The organism is Leptotrichia sp. oral taxon 417 (assembly GCF_013394865.1).
Taxonomy (GTDB): Bacteria; Fusobacteriota; Fusobacteriia; order Fusobacteriales; family Leptotrichiaceae; genus Leptotrichia; species Leptotrichia wadei_A.
Genome location: NZ_JABXYV010000001.1, coordinates 1,304,606 through 1,325,008 on the forward strand (window position 1 = coordinate 1,304,606; position 20,403 = coordinate 1,325,008).

The window sequence follows — 20,403 nt, forward strand, 5'->3', positions numbered from 1 at the left end:
ACATTTTTTTTATTATCTATTTTGCATTGTAATATTTCATTGCTTCAGGTAAAAATTTTCTAGCTGCTTCAATTCTGTTTTTTCCCGATGGATGTGTAGATAAAATTTCTGCACCTTGACTTCCACCTATCGAATCCATTCTTTCAAGAGCCGTAATTGCTTCAGATGGATTATAGCCAGCCATTGCCATAAATATCATTCCGTATTTATCTGCTTCATATTCTTGAGTTCTATTAAATTTTAAAAGAGTAATAGAAAGTCCATCGGAAACTAAAGAAGATATAATATTTCCACCTGTCAACGCATCTGTCACACCTGCCGCAATTCCAGCAAGAGCATTATTACTTGAAGCCTCAGCATGATGTCCTCCAATAACGTGTCCAATTTCATGCCCCATTACAAAGGCAATTCCAGAATCACTATTCAAGACTGGCATTATTCCAGTATAAAAAGCAATTTTTCCACCTGGCATAGCAAATGCATTTATTTCTTTCGTTTTTATCAAATTAAATTCCCATTGTAAACCAGATATTTTTTTAGACATCCCATTTTCATTCAAATATTTTTCAACTGCCGCCGACATTCTTCCGCCAATTCTTCTCAACCGTTGCCCATCAGGAGTATTATTTGCCAATAGCCCTTTAGCTCCAGCCTGTTGAATAAGTTCTCTGTATGAAGAAATTGAACTTTCTGCCACACTTTCATCACTAACCAATTTTAATTGTCTTCTTCCTGTAAGCGGTGCTACCGTACAACTGGAAATCATTGTTACCGCTATAATTAAAAATAATATTTTTGAATATTTTTTCATTTCTAGATTCCTCCCATTTATCTTTCATTTTCAAAAGTCTAAAAATATTAACAAAAATAATTTTTTTGAATTAATAAAATATCAAAACTCCTTCTTCCCATTATTAAATTTTTATAACTTCTGATTTTTAAATTCTTTTACTAAAAATTTTTATTTTGTCAAACTTAAAATATATAATTTTAAAAAGTTTAATCTTTATTTCTACATACAGTAAAGTTTTCAAAAAGATTGATTTAACAATTTAAACTTTTCTATTTTTCAATTTTACACTTTTTTATTATACCACACAAAATAAAATGTTTCAATTTTTCAATTTTTAGTGAACTACTCCCGCTTTTAGAAGCGGGAGCTTCTTGGGAAGTATCTGCTTTTGTTAGCCAAATATATTTACCAAGCTCTTCGGGTAGTTCCTACCCTGTCTTCTTTTATTTTTTAATATTTCAACATTGCTTTTCCAATATTTTTTATATTCAGTGCCGCATTGTAATCCCTATCAATTTCAATCCCGCAGCACTCACATTTATAACTTCTTTCTGATAATTTCAGTTCCTCTTTAATATTTCCACATTTACTGCAAGTTTTCGACGATGGAAACCACTTATCTATCTTCAAAAATTGTTTCCCTAAAAACATCAGTTTATACTCAAGCATTCTCAAAAACATTCCCCATCCATTATCTCCTACACTTTTCCCAAAATTTAATGCCTGGCTCATGCCTTTCATATTCAAATCCTCGACAACCACAGCATTGTATTCTTCAGACAATTTTTTCGATAATTTATGCAAAAAATCTCTTCGGCAATTTTTGATATACTCATGCAATCTTGATATTTTCGCTTTTTGCTTATACCAATTTTTAGAAAATTTCACTTTTCTCGATAATGATTTCTGTAATTTTTTCAATTCTTCTTCCAACATCCTAAAATATTTTGGATAATCAGCCCTTTGGTTTTCAGAACTGATAAATAATTCAGACATCGAAAAATCAAGTCCAATCACTTTATCATTACTTGGATTTTTTTGAATTTCTTTTTCAAATTCCGTCAAAACAGAAACATAGTAATTTCCATTACAGTTTGTCAATGTTACCGACTTTATTCTGTAATTCTTTGGTATTTCTCTATGATATTTTAATTTTATTCTTTTCAATTTTGGCAAAACTAAATATTTTTTTTCCTCAATTCGTATTGAATTGTTCACACAATTTGTCGTGTAACTTTTAACATTATTCTTTTTAGATTTGAACTTTGGAAATTTCGCTCTCTTCTGAAAAAAGTTCGTAAACGATCGTCTTACATTTAATTGAGCATTTGAAAGTGCCAAACTGTCTACTTCTTTTAGAAATTGATTTTCACTCTTCAAACTGGCAGGTGTAATTATTTTATTTTTTCCAGTTTCTTCATAAATTTTATTAGCAATATACAAAATCGTATTGTAGACAAAACGAACACATCCAAAAGTCTTGTTTATCAATAATTCTTGATCTTTATTTGGATAAATTCTGTATTTGAATGCTAAATTATATTTCATGAAATTACACCTCCTTTTGATTTTGAATATTATTTTTAATTATTTCTCTTCGATATTTTATATACAAAAATTGTATCACAGGCATATCCTTTTTTCAATTTTTTTTACAAAAAAAGCAATTCATCTCTCACTTATAGAAGTCGGAGACTTCTTGCTATCTTTTTGTTAAAATTTATTATAAACTTCCAGCATATTCAAAATATCCCTAGTTTCCTTCACATCATGTACTCTCAAAATTCTTCCCCCGTCCTGCACCATTAAACTTTCAAATATCAACGTTCCCATCAGTCTTTCTTCCAATGTCAATCCAAATATCTTTTCATTGAAACTCTTTCTTGAAATTGCAACCATCATTGGCAGCTTCATATCCCGCAAATATTTTACCGATTTAATTCTTTCCATATCTTCAGGAGTATTCATACTATTATTTGAAGAATACCCAACTCCTGGATCTATCGAAATTTTTTCCTTTTCAATCCCAGTTTCCAAAATTGCCTTTACTCTCTTGTCAAAATAATCTTCCAAATAATTCTTCAAATTTGGAATTTTATCAAATCTTCCATTATTCATAACAACTAATGCAGGCTTATATTTTTCAACTAATTTCAATTTTCCTTCTGAAGTAAACCCATTAAAATCATTAATAATATCAATTCCAGTATTCAATCCTTTTTCAATAACTTCTTCAGTATCACTGTCCAAAGCCAGTACAATACCTGGAAACTCCTTTTTCACAGCTTCAATATATTTTTCAATCCGATTCCATTCTTCCTGTGCCGAAATATCATCAAAATTAGGCTTCGATGATTTTCCCCCAAACTCAAATATCTTAGCCCCATTTCTAATATCTTCTTCGATTCTCTTCAAAACCTTATCTATGCTCGAATTTCTCCCACCATCATAAAATGAATCTGGAGTAATATTCAAAATTGAATAAATAACCGACTCAGTTGTCAAATCAAACTCAAAATTATTCCCCTTCCAAATCATCCTATCCCTTTGCAAAATATCTTCCAATTTATTAATCCCATTTTCAAACTCAAAATTATTTTCCTTTTTCAAGATTTCAGACAACTGCTTTAACTCAGAATATTTAAAAATTCCCACAATCTTTTTATCTTGATTAAAAGAAAATACATTTTTATCTTCCAAAAAATTTCCAAATTTATTCAATTCATTTTTTTCCCCATCAAATTCAATAACAATATTTTTAGAATCTCTATTTTTTATTTCATTAATTTTAATCATTTCAACATTTTCCCTTTCTCTGTATATATTTTTTATTTTTCACTTTTTAACTTAATTATTTTATAATCATTCATAAAAATCAAAAAATTTAATACCTTTCAGATAATTAAGAAGATAAAAATTGTTGTTATCTTTTTTCTAGATTTTAAACAATATAGAATTTTAATTAATTTAACTTTTCTTATTTATTGTATTATAGTAAACATATTATATTTATTTAATAACTTGTAAAAAAATAATTATAAATTCAAAACAAGTTTATTACATTAAAAATAACTCTTAATTACTCGTTTCACTTCCCCAAGCAAATAAAACGATCCCACCACAAAAATACATTCATCCTCATTTTTTCTTAATTCCAATGCTTTTAAAAAAGCCTTTTCAATGTTTTTTTCAGAAATTATTATATTTTCAGGATTTTCAGTTTTTTTATCTTCAAAATATTTTTTCAAAATTTGTGAATCCAGTTTTCTCTCTTCATTTTTAGGTTCTGTCAATATAAAATTATCTCCAGCTTTTTTCAAAAGATTAGCACATTTTTCCACTTCCTTATCCTTCAAAAATCCCACCACAAAAATTTTTTTCCTATCCTGAAAATTTCCCCCAACATAATTCACAAAAGCCTCAACACTGTCCTCATTATGTGCCACATCCAAATAAACGTTCTTAATTTTTCCAACTTTTTCCATTCGTCCTGGTATTTTCAACGTTCTTAAAGCCTTATCCAATATTTCTTCAGATTTCCTATTTTCCAAATCCTCAAAAAATCTAAAATACCAAGCCAAAACTGTAGCCAAATTTTCCAGTTGCTGTTCTCCTCTTAAACCAAATCTAAAAAAATATTTATTTTTTAAATTTTTTTCAAAATTACAATTTCCAATTATTTCAGCTTCCACTTCTGTATAATCTGCAAAATCAGAATTTTCATTTCCAGTAATTTTCTTTCCACTATTTTCAACAATTTTTTCCTCTGCATTCATCAATTCGTAAACTTTTATATTTTCATCCGTCAAAAAAATATTACAATTTTTATTTTGAGCTTCCTTTTTCAAAATTTCATAAACAACATCTCTCTGATTTGGAGCAACTATCACATTGCTATCTTTTCGCATAATTTTAGACTTAGTTCGACAAATTTCCTCAATCGTATTTCCCAAAAAATTCTTATGATCAATCCCAATCCTTGTAAAAATGGTATAATCAATCCTACGAACCGCATTAGTCGCATCCAGTTCACCACCAAGTCCACATTCTAAAATCAACATTTCCACATCCTTATTTTTAAAATGTATCATTGCAATCAAAAATACCATTTCAAAATATGACAAATCACTTTCTAAATCCAAATCCAATTCTTTTAAAACTTTTTCCAGTACACCTTTACAATTTTCAAATTCTAACTTTGTAATTTCAGTTCCATTAACTTTGATTAATTCATAAACTGTTAATATTTGCGGACTTGTAAATAATCCAACCTTATACCCCATTTCACATAAAATACTGTTAATCATATAACAAGTAGAACCTTTTCCATTTGTTCCGCTAACATGAATAACCTTAACATCATTAACTGGATTATCCATTTTTTTCAAAATTTCCGCAAGCAGTCTTACTCTTTTCTTCTCTCCATACAATGATTCTTTCATCATTTCTTCTCCCATTTTTATAAAAATTTATTAAATCTATTAGATAACTTAATTTTTTTATTTAAATTTAACAAGAAACTAAAATTTCCCATCTCTTATACCATCCAAAAACTCTCTCTTCCTGTCTGCATTTTCCTTAAATTCCCCACTATAAAATGAAGTCCTAGTAACAGACCCAATCTTATTAACCCCTCTCATCTCAATACACATATGCCGTGCCTCAACTACAACCGCAACTCCCAGCGGATTCAATATCTCTATCAGTTTCTTAGCCACATTCACAGTAATCTCTTCCTGAACACTCAATTTTCTAGAAACAAATTCGACTAATCTAGGAATCTTACTAAGCCCAATAACCCTATTATCCTGTGGAATATAGGCAACATGCACTTTCCCAAAAAATGGCAACATATGATGTTCACACATTGAAAAAAACGGAATCTCTTTCACAAGCACCATCTCCTGCGAATCCCCCAAATCTACATCGAATAATTTATAATTTTCAAAATCATCTACATTTTTTGTACTCAAAATTTCCTCATACATTTTAGCAACTCTTTTCGGTGTTTCAATAAGCCCTTCCCTATCCACATCTTCTCCAACATTTATTAAAATTTCACGTACCGCATTTTCTATATTTTTTAGCCTTGTTTCTTTATCTAAATTATTTTTGTTTTTCCCCATTACATTTTTTCCTTTCTTTTGTTTTAAATAAATTAAGTTTAGTTTCTAATTTTATATTCTTTAAAAAAAATTCTAAAAAATTTAATTTTTTAATTTTGTAGTGTAATTATTATCAAATTGGTGATAGAATATCATGTATAAAATGTATTAATTAAAAAATAAATACGTCCGATAATAAAAATATAAAATTTAAAAAATATAAGAATAAGAATTACAACAAACACTATATTTCTCTTCTTTTTAATAATATTATATTATTACTAACGCAACTACAAAAAAATATATTTATTTATGTAATTCTTTTCAAATCATTTTTTAAATTAAATTAATTATATATTCAAAAAATTATCCTTCTACCTTTTGTATTTTCTGATCTCCTATTTTAAGCAGTTCATCTATTCTTTTAGCAATTACTTCTTTTCCAAAATAATCTCCATCGTAAATTTCAATTAATGGAACTAAAACAAATAGTCGATTTAACATTTCTTTATGTGGAATTATTAAGTCAGTTTCATTTATTTTTTTATTTGAAAAAATCAAAATATCAATATCAATTGTTCTCGGTCCCCATCTAATTTCACGCTTTCTATCCAGTTCAATTTCAATTTTATTTATAATTTTCAAAATATCCCTTGCTGAAAATTCAGTTTCAATTTTAATTACTCCATTCAGAAACAAATCCTGCTCCAAATATCCAACTGGAGTCGTTTCATACAATCCAGACTTTTCTAATATCTTAATTCCATCAATTTCTCCAATCATGTCAACAGCTTTTTGAATATACTCTTTCCTGTCTCCAATATTTCCACCTAAACTTAAATAAACTTTATTTTTTTGCTCCATTTTTTCACTCCCGCCTAATCCTTTATCTGAATTTCAACACTATCAAAAATCCCATTAATCGGAACTGCCAATTTTCTAATATTTACCTGAACATCTTCAATATTCTCATTCAATTTCTTTATTTCCTTAATAATATCCAAAGCCAACGTCTCCAGCAAATCAACATTACTTTCTTCTACAATCTTTTTAATTTTCCTATAACAGTCACCATAACTTAACGTACTATTTATATCATCATTTTTAATAATTTCTTTTGAAAGCGATATAATTAAGTCAATTTCAATGTTCTGCCCAATTTTTTTCTCTTCTTCGTAAACACCTATATACGAATGAAATTTCATATTATTAATTTTTATTTTATACAATTAAATCTCCTTCACTTTTATTTATTATTATAATTCTAAAAACCTAACGATAAACACAGTATTTTTTACATTTGATTTTTTTGCTTTCTATTTAATTAAATATACTATTATTATTTTAACACATAAAACTTTAAAAATAAATAGTATCTATATAAAAAGAAATTTAATCAGATTTATCGAGATTGATTAGTTACAATTTTTTCTTATAATTAATATTATATGTATATTGAAGTGTATATTAATAATATTAAAAAAAAATAGCGTCCGATAATAAATATTGGATTTATAATTTTTTTTGGTACTAAAAAATATGATGACTAATTTTTATTCTCCTATCTTAATCTATTTTAATTTAAAGAAATCTACAAAAATACAATTAAGATATAAATAATCTTTTTTTGAGCAAGGGGATTAATCCCCTCGCTGTCAGTCATCATAAATAATTTTATAGTTATAATTATTTCTATATTTTTTAGTTTAATTTTTATCTGCAATATAAATCTAACTTCTATTGCTTCTATTACTCACATTGCTCTTGCTCTTCAACTCTTGAACTTCTTGCATTAATTGTCTAATAAGTTCTGAATTTTCCTGATTTTTCCTAGATTCTTGCTCAAGTTGCTGTTTCAATTGTCGACTGTAGCTATCTTTCTGCTCTTCAATAAGTGCAACCATAGATTTCATTCTGTCAAGTTCATTCGGCATAACATCTCTTTTACCAAATTGATACCCAACTCCTAAACCTACCGCCACATCTCGTTTATTGTTCAAACTTGCACTAGCTCTGTAAACAAATCTTCCGCCATCAGAAACTCCACTAAATCCTAAAGCCATAGCTCTACCATTTTTATATGCTCCTCCAGCCACTGCTATATTAAATCTATTTGAAGCCGAGTCATTGATTTGCGGTAAATTAGCCATCGCCGCAACTCCTGCAATTCCAGCTGTCAAGTTATTATTTACTCCTGCCAGTTCTGCTCTTGTCGCTTTGTCAGCAGCACCAGCACTTATAGCATTGTAAACTTGTCGTCCTGTTACTGCGTCGTTACTTGTTGGACTTATATCACCTTCAGCAATATTCGTAACTTTTTTTCCTCCAGCATCAATTCCTGACGATGTCACGCTTGGACCACCTGTAATTTTAATTCCGTCATCATTAACAACGGTTTTTCCCATAGTAACTCTTCCATTTGGTCCTAAATCAACATTTTCAGCCAGTCTCAATTCCAATGTATCTGGTCCAGCTGCTACAACTCCAATATTTCCAGTAGTAAGCGGTCCTGTTGCTCTACCCATAATATTTAAATTTTGTCCTAAATTACGAGTAACTGTCGTTCCATTATCATCTGTATAAGTCAAAGGATTATTTTGAATGTAATTATGCACTGTAGAACCTGTTACTGTATTATTGTCTCCTGCAGCAATATTTCCAGTTCCAATACTGTTTAGTTTGTCTTTTGTTCCTTGTGCCAGGTCAATCTTGTAATCAGTTATATTATTTGCATCTTTTGTTCCCTGAGTTACAGAAACAAAGCTGCTTCCACCTGAAACTGTTGTTCCATCAGCATCAACCTTATAAACTATCTGTCCATTTGAACCTGTTGAACTAGTCACATTTGTGTTTGTTCCGCCAACTACTTCCGATTTTGAAGCATTAATAGTTGTTGTTAAATTATTTACAGCATTTCCTAATTGACTAACATTTACTGCATCTGTCGGAGCAACTCCTGCAGCAATATTTGTAATTCTATTTCCACCATTGTCAAGTCCGCTATTTGTAAGTGAAACTGACTTGCTAGGATCCGCTGCTGACTTATTAATTGTCACTCCAGAAGAATTTACGGTCGTTGTATTTCCTGCTGCATTTGTGTAAGTGTTTCCTGCCGCAGTTGCCACATTTTTATTTCCAGCTGCATCAGTAATGGTTGTACCTTGTCCATTAGTTACAGTTGTATTTCCTGCTCCATCATCCGCCGTAAATGTCTTAGCTTTTACAGAATTAAATTCTGGATTTTCAGTTATTCCAACTATAATTTTACCATTTCCTGCTCCATCTGACACATATGATGTTTCAAGATTTTGTCCTTTATAATTTACTCCGCCACTTGCAAAATCTCCGCTCTCAACAGTCAATCTGCTTCCCAATTGCTGTCTAGTTCCAGCCGTATTATTATCAGCACCATAAATTATTCCTTCATTTACTTTAGCTATCGTTTGATCAACAGCATCTTTAAATGTTGTCGGCGCTGCTCCAGTCGAACCATTTACATTTTTTAGTCCAGCAAATGTTGGATTTGAAAACCCAGTTCCAGACGGATCAACTGTCAATCCCAATTGAGTTCCCAAATTATTCAACTGGCTTCCATTTATGGCCTGTTTTGAAGATGAAGAAATCTTTCCTTTTCCTACATTATCTAATGTACTTGGATTTGTAGTACTTCCATCAGCATTTAATAAACTATGTTGAATATCACTTGGATTAATTGCTACTGCACCTGGCAATAGATTTCCATTTACATCAACATCCGATGCTTTATAGTAATTTCCGTTTACTTTAACAATTTTTTCTCCAGCAGCATTTGTATAAACTACAGGTCCATTATAAGTTGATTTATTTATAGCTTTATCCAATTGACTAACATTTACTGCATCCGTTGGATTTACTCCTGCTGCAACATTTGTAATTTTATTTCCACCATTATCAAGTCCATTATCTGTAAGTGAAACAGACTTGCTAGGATCTGCTGCTGATTTATTGATCACTACTCCTGTAGGATTTATAACAGTTGTATTTCCTGCCGCATTTGTATAAGTAGTTCCTGATGGTGTAGTTATCGCTTTATTTCCAGCCGCATCACTAATTGCCAATCCTGAGGTATCAAACTTATTATTTCCAGCAGTTATGCTATTAACATTAATATCATTTTTCAAGTTATATGTAAATGTTCCACCTGACTGGTCTACATTTAAATTATCTCCAGCCTGTAATTTTACTGTTTCTCCTGGCGTTATCAATTTATTTGATACACTTCCAGATGTTGTCCCTGTTCCTGTACTTCCTGCTACTGCATTCCATCCCGAATTATTTACAGCATTTTGAATTGCTGTTGCTACATCTCCTGCTGTTGCATAAGTATTTCCACCTGTTACTGGTGTTACTGTCGTTTTTCCGCCTGTTGTTGATGTATTCAGTCCAGACTGCGCAATTGTAACATTTATCGTATCTCCACTTGCCGTTGTTGTTATCCCATTGCTTCCTGTTATGTTAAATTCTAGTCCCCCATCTTTATTCAATGACTGTTTTGTCGTTATATTTCCATCTGAAGCCTTTAAATTTATTGTATTATCCCCAAGTTTATTTATCGCATTTGCAACTGTCTGTCCTGTTACTGCCTGATTTCCTGTTCCAGCTGGTACAGTAACTTTTCCACCTGTCGAAGAAGTTAGCGGTGTTGAATTTGTCAATGTCAATGACGGTGTTGTAACTCCATTATCGTTAATTACCGTATTTCCACCATTTGTTGTGATACTATTAATTCCTGCAACTGTCGGATTTAAGCTGTATTTCACTTCTCCATTCGGTCCGACTGTCGCTTTCGTATTATCTCCATCTTTAAAATCCAGTCCGTTTGCCAATGTCGTTGTTAAACCTGTTCCACTATTTGCTTTGTAAGTCAAATTCGTATTCGCAGCTATCTTATTTGTGTCTACTGATAAATCATAATTATAGTGTCCATCTGATTTTTGTACTTTATTTACTGTTACTGAAGCATCATTCGAAGAAACTGTTGTTATCGCCGCTTTAACCGCATCGCTTATATTTGTCTGTCCTGTTCCTCCAATATTTGCTGCACTCGTATCTATTTTTCCTGTTGTCGGATCAAATTTCGTATTCCCGCCAATTGCATCTGCTATTGATGTAAAATCAGTATTAACTTTGTAAATTGTTTGTCCATTCGACCCAGTTCTGCTAGACACTGTCGTATTTGTCCCATTTTCAAGCTCTGTTTTTGCCGCATTCAACTGACCAACATTAACTGCATCATTTTTATTTGTCCCTGCAGCTACATTTGTAATTTTATTGCCACCATTATTTAAGCCATTATTTGTCAATGATACTTGATTCGATCCAGTTCCAATTGTAATTCCGCCATTAGCAACTTTCGTATCTCCTGTTGTCACACTGTCAAGCGAAATATCCTTTTTCAAGCTATATGTAAATGTTCCACCTGACTGATCTACATTTAAATTATCCCCAGCCTGTAATTTTACTGTTTCTCCCGGCGTTATCAATTTATTTGACACACTTCCAGATGTTGTCCCTGTTCCTGTACTTCCTGCTACTGCATTCCATCCCGAATTATTTACAGCATTTTGAATTGCTGTTGCTACATCTCCTGCTGTTGCATAAGTATTTCCGCTTGTTACTGGTGTTACTGTCGTTTTCCCGCCTGTTGTCGATGTATTCAGTCCAGACTGTGCAATTGTAACATTTATCGTATCTCCACTTGCCGTTGTTGTTATCCCATTGCTTCCTGTTATGTTAAATTCTAGTCCCCCATCTTTATTCAATGACTGTTTTGTCGTTATATTTCCATCTGAAGCCTTTAAATTTATTGTATTATCCCCAAGTTTATTTATCGCATTTGCAACTGTCTGTCCTGTTACTGCCTGATTTCCTGTTCCAGCTGGTACAGTAACTTTTCCACCTGTCGAAGAAGTTAGCGGTGTTGAATTTGTCAATGTCAATGACGGTGTTGTAACTCCATTATCGTTAATTACCGTATTTCCACCATTTGTCGTAATACTGTTAATTCCTGCAACTGTTGGATTTAAGCTGTATTTCACTTCTCCATTCGGTCCAACTGTTGCTTTCGTATTATCTCCATCTTTGAAATCCAGTCCGTTTGCCAATGTCGTTGTCAAACCTGTTCCGCTGTTTGCCTTGTAAGTTAGGTTTGTATTCGCAGCTACTTTGCTTGTATCTACCGACAAATCATAATTTACATGTCCATCTCCTGAATCTACCTTTGAAACTACAGTTACTGAACTGTCATTTGAAGTTACTGTCGTTTTCGATGCTTTCCCTACATTTGTTATCGCTGTAGCTACATCTCCTGCTTTCGCATAACTGTTATTATCCCCTGCTGTTACTGTCGTTGAGCCTGGTGTCGCTGTCAATGTCGTATTTTTTACTGACACTGTGTAATCTGTAATATTGTCTGAACCTGGAGTTCCTGTCGCCACTGTCACTCCATCTCCTGCTACTACTCTTGCTCCGTTTGCATTTATTGTATATGTAGTTTTTGTTGTACCATCTGGATTTGTTGTGTTCGCTTTCGTTACATCTTTTATGTTTGTTCCCGCTATTACGTCCACTGAATTTCTTGCAATATCGCTTATTACTTTGTTTCCATCATTATTGATATTGCTTAAACTTTTGTTTGCCGCATCCAGTTTTGTAACATCTACCGACAAATCATACACGTCTTGATTTCCGCTTGTTGTTTTATTTATTACAACCGAACTGTCATTCGATGTCACTTTCGTTTTCGTGCTGTCTACATAATCTTTATTTGTCGCATCTGTTCCCGCTGTCGGCGCATTATTTATTGTAACTTTCGGCGTTGTAATTCCATTGTCGTTAATTACCGTATTTCCACCATTTGTTGAGATGCTGTTAATTCCTGTAACTGTTGGATTTAGGCTGTATTTTACTTCTCCATTCGGTCCGACTGTCGCTTTCGTATTATCTCCATCTTTAAAATCCAGTCCGTTTGCCAATGTCGTTGTTAAACCTGTTCCGCTGTTTGCCTTGTAAGTTAGGTTTGTATTTGCAGCCACTTTACTTGTATCTACCGACAAATCATAATTTACATGTCCATCTCCTGAATCCACCTTTGAAACTACAGTTACTGAACTGTCATTTGAAGTTACTGTCGTTTTCGATGCTTTCCCTACATTTGTTATCGCTGTAGCTACATCTCCTGCTTTCGCATAACTGTTATTATCCCCTGCTGTTACTGTCGTTGAGCCTGGTGTAGCTGTCAATGTCGTATTTTTTACTGATACTGTGTAATCTGTAATATTGTTTGAACCTGGCGTACCTGTCGCCACTGTCACTCCATCTCCTGCTACTACTCTTGCTCCATTCGCATTTATCGTATATGTAGTCGTTGTTGTTCCATCTGAATTTTGAACATCATTTTTAACTATATCTTTTATATTCGTTCCTGCTACTACATCTATTGATTTTCTTGCAATGCCGCTTATTACTTTGTTTCCATCATTATTGATATTGCTTAAACTTTTGTTTGCCGCATCCAGTTTTGTAACATCTACTGACAGATCATAGATGTCTTGATTTCCGCTTGTCGTTTTATTTATTACAACCGAACTGTCATTCGATGTCACTTTTGTTTTCGTGCTGTCTACATAATCTTTATTTGTCGCATCCGTTCCTGCTGTCGGCGCATTATTTATTGTAACTTTCGGCGTTGTAATTCCATTGTCGTTAATTACTGTATTTCCACCATTTGTTGTAATACTGTTAATTCCTGCAACTGTCGGATTCAAGCTGTATTTCACTTCTCCATTCGGTCCGACTGTCGCTTTCGTATTATCTCCATCTTTAAAATCCAGTCCGTTTGCCAATGTTGTTGTTAAACCTGTTCCGCTGTTTGCCTTGTAAGTTAGGTTTGTATTTGCAGCCACTTTACTTGTATCTACCGACAAATCATAATTTACATGTCCATCTCCTGAATCTACCTTTGAAACTACAGTTACTGAACTGTCATTTGAAGTTACTGTCGTTTTCGATGCTTTCCCTACATTTGTTATCGCTGTAGCAACATCTCCTGCTTTCGCATAACTGTTATTATCCCCTGCTGTTACTGTCGTTGAGCCTGGCGCCGCTGTCAATGTCGTATTCTTTACTGATACTGTGTAATCTGTAATATTGTTTGAACCTGGAGTTCCTGTCGCCACTGTCACTCCATCTCCTGCTACTACTCTCGCTCCATTCGCATTTATTGTATATGTAGTCGTTGTTGTTCCATCTGAATTTTGAACATCATTTTTAACTATATCTTTTATATTTGTTCCTGCTACTACATCTATTGATTTTCTTGCAATATCGCTTATTACTTTATTTCCTGCATTATTGATGTTGCTTAAACTTTTATTTGCTGCATCCAGTTTTGTAACATCTACCGACAAATCATAGATGTCTTGATTTCCGCTTGTCGTTTTATTTACTACAACCGAACTGTCATTTGATGTCACTTTCGTTTTCGTGCTATCTACATAATCTTTATTTGTTGCGTCTGTTCCCGCTGTTGGTGCATTGTTTATTGTAACTTTTGGTGTCGTAATCCCATTATCATTAATTACTGTATTTCCACCATTTGTCGTAATACTATTAATTCCTGCAACTGTTGGATTTAAGCTATATTTCACTTCTCCATTCGGTCCAACTGTTGCTACCGTATTGTCTCCATCTTTGAAATCCAATCCGTTTGCCAATGTCGTTGTTAAACCTGTTCCACTGTTTGCCTTGTAAGTCAAGTTTGTATTCGCAGCCACTTTACTTGTATCTACCGACAAATCATAATTTACATGTCCATCTCCTGAATCCACCTTTGAAACTACAGTTACTGAACTGTCATTTGAAGTTACTGTCGTTTTCGATGCTTTCCCTACATTTGTTATCGCTGTAGCTACATCTCCTGCTTTCGCATAACTGTTATTATCCCCTGCTGTTACTGTCGTTGAGCCTGGTGTCGCTGTCAATGTCGTATTTTTTACTGACACTGTGTAATCTGTAATATTGTCTGAACCTGGAGTTCCTGTCGCCACTGTCACTCCATCTCCTGCTACTACTCTTGCTCCGTTTGCATTTATTGTATATGTAGTTTTTGTTGTACCATCTGGATTTGTTGTGTTCGCTTTCGTTACATCTTTTATGTTTGTTCCCGCTATTACGTCCACTGAATTTCTTGCAATATCGCTTATTACTTTGTTTCCATCATTATTGATATTGCTTAAACTTTTGTTTGCCGCATCCAGTTTTGTAACATCTACTGACAGATCATACACGTCTTGATTTCCGCTTGTCGTTTTATTTATTACGACCGAACTGTCATTTGATGTCACTTTCGTTTTCGTGCTGTCTACATAATCTTTATTTGTCGCATCCGTTCCTGCTATCGGTGCATTGTTTATTGTAACTTTCGGCGTTGTAATTCCATTGTCGTTAATTACCGTATTTCCACCATTTGTTGAGATGCTGTCCAATCCAGTTAAATTTTTTGCTAATTGAATATTTAAAGTATTATTTCCATCTGCTATAACAGCTATATTCCCTGATGTTGTTGCTCCTGTTGCTCCGCCTTTTATATTTAGCTGATCTCCCAATTTTCTAGTTACAACTGTTCCGCTATCTCCTCCAAATTTTAAAGGATTATTGTTGATTAAGTCTGTTTTTGCATTAGTTATTGCTGTATTTACAGTATCTCCTGTCACTAATTTAGTGTCTCCTGCCGCTACTTTCCCTGACTTATCTATTGTAATATTGTAAATTGTATGTCCGTCTGGTGATGTATTGTCAGTAGCTACATTTATTGAACTGTCTGGCGATTTTACTTCTGTTTTTGCTGCTTTTGCCGCATTAGTTATTGCAGTTGCCACATCTCCTGCTTTCGCATAACTGTTATTATCCCCTGCTGTTACTGTCGTTGAGCCTGGTGTAGCTGTCAATGTCGTATTTTTTACTGACACTGTGTAATCTGTAATATTGTTTGAACCTGGCGTACCTGTCGCCACTGTCACTCCATCTCCTGCTACTACTCTCGCTCCATTCGCATTTATTGTATATGTAGTCGTTGTTGTTCCATCTGAATTTTGAACATCATTTTTAACTATATCTTTTATATTCGTTCCTGCTACTACATCTATTGATTTTCTTGCAATGCCGCTTATTACTTTGTTTCCATCATTATTGATATTGCTTAAACTTTTGTTTGCCGCATCCAGTTTTGTAACATCTACTGACAGGTCATAGTTTTTATGTCCATCTGGCTTTGTAGTTTCTGTCACTGTTATTGAATTATCATCTGAAGATACTGTTGTTTTTGCTGCTTTTACTTGGCTCACATTTGCTGCATCCGTATCAGCCGTTCCAGGAGCGACATTTGTTATTTTTTTGTTTCCAGCATCAATTCCGTTGTTATTTATTGTCACAGGCCCTACTTTTAAGCTTCCAGTTGACCCTAAATCCACATCTTTTTTCAATGAATATGTATATTTTTGCGAACCTGTCGCCAAATTTTGCTCTACTTCCAAATTTTTACCCGCAACAAATTGAACTTCATCTCCAGGCATAACCTGTGTTGATGTTGCGGAACCGCTTAAATTTCCACCAGCATTTGCCTTCCAAGTTTTCCCAAGTTCGTTTGCTACTGCAAATAATTGTGAACCATTGATTGCATCTGTACTTGTTGCTGTTACTCTACCAGCTGCAACATTTTGAATTTGTCTTTCTCTTCCAGCCGATCCAACTGAAAATGCAGCATCAGGATTACTTCCTGCAAAAGTTCCATAAGTAATGCTCTTTCCAGTTCCAGGTACTGTTATTGTCGCTTTTGAAACACCTGTTGTCGCTGATGTAGAAGAATCTGAACCGATTGCAACATCTTTCACCGCATTAACTGTTGATCTGTTTCCAATAGCCATTGAATTATCCTTGCTTGCATTTGAACCTTGACCAATTGCTATCGCTGCATTTCCTGTTGCTTTCGAGTATGAACCAACAGCCACCGAGTTATTAGTAGAAGCAGTAGAATTTGTACCGATACTTACAACATTATCTACTGTCACTTTTTTAGTTGCATTTGTTCCAACTATGATATTATTTCCTCCAACTATTTCTTGTCCTGCCTGAAATCCTATTATAGTGTTAGAACCTCCATTTAAACCTTTAGCAGACTGATATCCCATAGAAATATTATGTCCGCCAGTTACTTTTTGTCCTGCTTGATATCCTATGGCTGTATTACCTACTCCATCAGTATTCTGTCCTGAATCTGATCCTATCGATACATTACTGCTGCTTTTTACTCCAATTCCTGCATTAATCCCCATAGATGTATTGTTGTCACCAACTACATTTTGTCCTGAACCTGACCCAAATGCAACGTTATTAGTCCCAATTATATTTTGACCAGCACTATGTCCTACGGCTGTATTATGTCCTATAGACGATGTTACATTTCTTCCGGCATTTGTTCCTATAGCAATGTTATCTCCACCACCTGAACTCGTTGTTGTTACATTTTGACCAGCATTTGTTCCTATGGCTACATTACTTCCACCTCCATTTGCAGTTACATTTTGTCCTGCATTTAATCCTATAGCTGTATTAGATGACGCTTTAACATTTTGTCCCGAATCCATTCCTATTGCTGTATTGGTATTTCCAGTAACAGTTTTTCCTGCTCTAAGTCCAAATGCTGAATTCCCATCTCCTTTGCTATCTTGACCTGCATTAGTTCCCAGATAGCTGTTAAATTGACCATTCATTCCTTTTCCAGCTTCGTAACCTATTGAAATATTTTTAATATCATAATTACTTACAGTTAAATCACGGCCTGTTTCTGCAGAATTACCTATTGCTATATTACTATCATGATTAGCCTGCGTTCCCTTTCCTATTGCAACTGCTTTATCTCCTCTTGCACTAGAATTTGTACCAATCGCTATTGCATCTTTTGCTAATCCAAAAGTAGCTCCTGAACCATTTCCAGCTTTAGAATTTAATCCAAATGCAATTGATCCTTCTGAAGTCGAAGCTGATTTTTCACCAATTGCTATACCATTTGCCGCACTTACGCCAGCATTATTACCAAAAATAAGAGCATTGTTTGCAGTCACCTCTACTGTATTGTTATTCCCTATAACACGGTTTCCTGAAGTTGCTCCTTTTATGTTGTTATTATTACCAAATACTCCTGAATTACTTGCAGCAATATTTCCATTATCATTCCCTAATGAATAAGTTCCAGTTCCTGTAATAGTAGTCGGATCTCCAATCGCTCCTGAACCAACCCCGCTTACAACATTTCCTGTCCCAATTGAAATAGTATTTTTAGCTATTGCCTGTGCACCTGTTCCTATTGCTACTGCATTTATCCCATTAGCACCAGCTGTACCTGTTGCAGCATTTCCATCTCCAGCTCTTGAATCCAGTCCAATTGCTACAGCCCCTTTGCTGCTGGCTTCCGCACCATATCCCATTGATGTTGCAGATTCTCCAACTGTCTTTACTTTTGTTCCTATGGCAATTGATGTTTTTCCTTTAGAACTTGCTGCTCCTCCTAATGCTATAGAGCCCTCTCCTTCTGAACTCGCACCTACTCCCAATGCTGTTGAATATGCTCCTGATGCCTTTGTTTTTGTCCCGAATGCAGTTGACAGGTGTCCTGATGAAGTAGATTGCACTCCAATTGCTATAGATCCCGCTCCGCCTGATTCTGTTTTTACATATGTAGTTGTTCCTATCAAATCTACTCCTGTTAAATTTTTAAAAACTACTCCAGCTATACTGTTTGCCTGATTCAAGTCATCTCCACCAATTGCTATTGAAGAAGATCCGCTTGCAATTGTGTCTCCACCTATACTTATAGATTGGTCTCCCGTTGCCTGCGCTCCTCCAGCATTTTGAATATTTCCACCAATTGCTACCGCTTGACCACCTGAAGCTTTAGAATTATAACCCACGGCCACTCCTGAAGATGCTAGCGACTGGGCATCCTTACCAATCGATATTGCACCATTTCCAGTAGATGTTGTATCTCCTCCTATTGCTATTGCAAATGCTGATCCAGAATTTGAGGCATTTGCATTATTACCTATCGCTATCGCAGTAGATACCGCTGCCGCACTTGTTTTTTTTACAGACTGGTTATTAGGTGATCCGGCAGTTTCACCTATTGTTATTGATGCTTCTGCTTTCTCGCTTGTCAGTATTTCACTAGCAACTACAGTCGTAGCCAGTGATGCCACTCTCGCCACTTTATTAAATAATACTTTTGAAATTTTTTTCTTATTTTTCTTTTTCGTTTTCATTCGACCTCCAAATCAATTCCTTTTTATAAAGATTACATAGTTTTCTATTATTGATAACTTTTTTTATTTCCATTTATTGCTTTTTTTAAATTTCACATATTAAATTTTATAAATTATTTAGAACTCTCTTTTTATTTCTCTTATTTTAGAATATATTATACTTTACTTTTTAAGATTTAACAAGTTTTTTTTTTATATAACACCTGTTTTTTTTATTATTTTTTATTTTCCAGTTAATTATCGTCAGAATATAAATCTTAATATTTCTAAAAAAGGTCAAAAAATCTCAAAAATAAAAAAACTTTAGGCTTATATCACACTTTTTATAACTGATATTCACTTAATTGTTTGTTATTATTGATTTCTTTTGACCTTATTAATATTTATCTTTTTTCAATATTCGCTTCCTCTAATGTCATTCCATATTTTTTTCCATACTGCTCTTCAAATTTTTGATGGAATAAATCTCTCAATTCCTTTTGAACAACATTCTTTGGCTCCAAATATCTTCTCTTTATTTCTGCCTCTTTTTCTGGCCTTGTATATTTTGCATAAGCTGTATAAGGCAAATCGCTGTAAACCTTATCTGACGGATCCAACTTTTTGTCTTCTATCAATTTTTTCCAAACATATTTATTTTCGGTATTTGTCACATAATACTGAATTTCATCAACTTCCATTTTCGAACCTTCCACTCTGGCACCTGGCGTATCAAGCCTGCACAATCTCACCATTTCCCCAGTAATGCTGTCCTCTCTCAAAATCGAATGCCCTCTTTTCTTTCTGCAATGTTTCGCCGGAGCATCATCCAAATCTGAATAGACTATTATTTCATTGCTTTTATCTCTTTCATTCAAAAATTTTGTTCTATACTGTTTCCCGTCTGACCCCATCTTAGGAAATCCATTACTTTCCCTAGAATATGGCACTACATATCTCTTTCCTTCAATTTCACGAGATTCCCCCACAATCCCTGTCGAATACAAGTTTGTTACAATTAAAGCCATTCCTGCAATTATTAATCCTTTTTTCTTCACTTCCATTTCTCCTTTTCTATTTACTGTAGTTACTTGCAAAAGTCTATTTTATTTCAATAAAAATTCAACTTTCGAGACATTGCTTTTCCTCTTTAAAACCCCTAAAATTAATTTCT

General features: G+C 33.7%; 9 protein-coding genes. All 9 read right to left on the reverse strand.

Annotated features, from left to right (window positions below):
• Positions 1-16: 16 nt before the first annotated feature.
• The 9 genes from HW276_RS06175 to HW276_RS06215 all read right to left on the reverse strand — a co-directional run bounded on the left by HW276_RS06175 (position 17) and on the right by HW276_RS06215 (position 20,287).
• Positions 17-811 carry a M48 family metallopeptidase gene (locus HW276_RS06175; protein WP_178937815.1) on the reverse strand — a complete coding sequence of 265 codons (795 nt, stop codon included), beginning with the start codon at positions 809-811 and terminating at the stop codon, positions 17-19.
• A 432-nt stretch (positions 812-1,243) separates the two neighbouring features.
• Complete coding sequence (locus tag HW276_RS06180; protein WP_178937816.1) at positions 1,244-2,341, reverse strand: RNA-guided endonuclease TnpB family protein; 1,098 nt, start codon at positions 2,339-2,341, stop codon at positions 1,244-1,246.
• A 165-nt stretch (positions 2,342-2,506) separates the two neighbouring features.
• Complete coding sequence (gene folP / locus HW276_RS06185) at positions 2,507-3,589, reverse strand: dihydropteroate synthase (RefSeq protein WP_178937817.1); 1,083 nt, start codon at positions 3,587-3,589, stop codon at positions 2,507-2,509.
• Positions 3,590-3,855: 266 nt separating this feature from the next.
• Positions 3,856-5,235, reverse strand: a complete 1,380-nt coding sequence (locus tag HW276_RS06190) for a folylpolyglutamate synthase/dihydrofolate synthase family protein (protein ID WP_178937818.1) — start codon at positions 5,233-5,235, stop codon at positions 3,856-3,858.
• 78 nt (positions 5,236-5,313) lie between these two features.
• Entirely contained in the window at positions 5,314-5,919 is a 606-nt protein-coding gene (gene folE / locus HW276_RS06195; RefSeq protein ID WP_178937819.1) for a GTP cyclohydrolase I FolE, read from the reverse strand.
• A 345-nt stretch (positions 5,920-6,264) separates the two neighbouring features.
• Positions 6,265-6,762 (reverse strand): 2-amino-4-hydroxy-6-hydroxymethyldihydropteridine diphosphokinase, encoded by a 498-nt coding sequence (gene folK, locus HW276_RS06200; RefSeq protein WP_178937820.1) that lies wholly within the window; start codon positions 6,760-6,762, stop codon positions 6,265-6,267.
• 14 nt (positions 6,763-6,776) lie between these two features.
• Entirely contained in the window at positions 6,777-7,127 is a 351-nt protein-coding gene (folB, locus tag HW276_RS06205) for a dihydroneopterin aldolase (RefSeq protein ID WP_147003643.1), read from the reverse strand.
• A 501-nt stretch (positions 7,128-7,628) separates the two neighbouring features.
• Positions 7,629-19,250 (reverse strand): YadA-like family protein, encoded by an 11,622-nt coding sequence (locus tag HW276_RS06210; RefSeq protein ID WP_178937821.1) that lies wholly within the window; start codon positions 19,248-19,250, stop codon positions 7,629-7,631.
• A gap of 383 nt (positions 19,251-19,633) precedes the next feature.
• Positions 19,634-20,287 carry a hypothetical protein gene (locus HW276_RS06215; protein ID WP_178937822.1) on the reverse strand — a complete coding sequence of 218 codons (654 nt, stop codon included), beginning with the start codon at positions 20,285-20,287 and terminating at the stop codon, positions 19,634-19,636.
• Positions 20,288-20,403: the final 116 nt, after the last annotated feature.

Excerpts from the sequence above, each read along its gene's own strand:
- HW276_RS06175 (WP_178937815.1), bottom strand. The coding sequence starts at position 811 with ATGAAAAAATATTCAAAAATATTATTTTTAATTATAGCGGTAACAATG.
- HW276_RS06180 (WP_178937816.1), bottom strand. The coding sequence starts at position 2,341 with ATGAAATATAATTTAGCATTCAAATACAGAATTTATCCAAATAAAGAT.
- folP (WP_178937817.1), bottom strand. The coding sequence starts at position 3,589 with ATGATTAAAATTAATGAAATAAAAAATAGAGATTCTAAAAATATTGTT.
- HW276_RS06190 (WP_178937818.1), bottom strand. The coding sequence starts at position 5,235 with ATGAAAGAATCATTGTATGGAGAGAAGAAAAGAGTAAGACTGCTTGCG.
- folE (WP_178937819.1), bottom strand. The coding sequence starts at position 5,919 with ATGGGGAAAAACAAAAATAATTTAGATAAAGAAACAAGGCTAAAAAAT.
- folK (WP_178937820.1), bottom strand. The coding sequence starts at position 6,762 with ATGGAGCAAAAAAATAAAGTTTATTTAAGTTTAGGTGGAAATATTGGA.
- HW276_RS06210 (WP_178937821.1), bottom strand. The coding sequence starts at position 19,250 with ATGAAAACGAAAAAGAAAAATAAGAAAAAAATTTCAAAAGTATTATTT.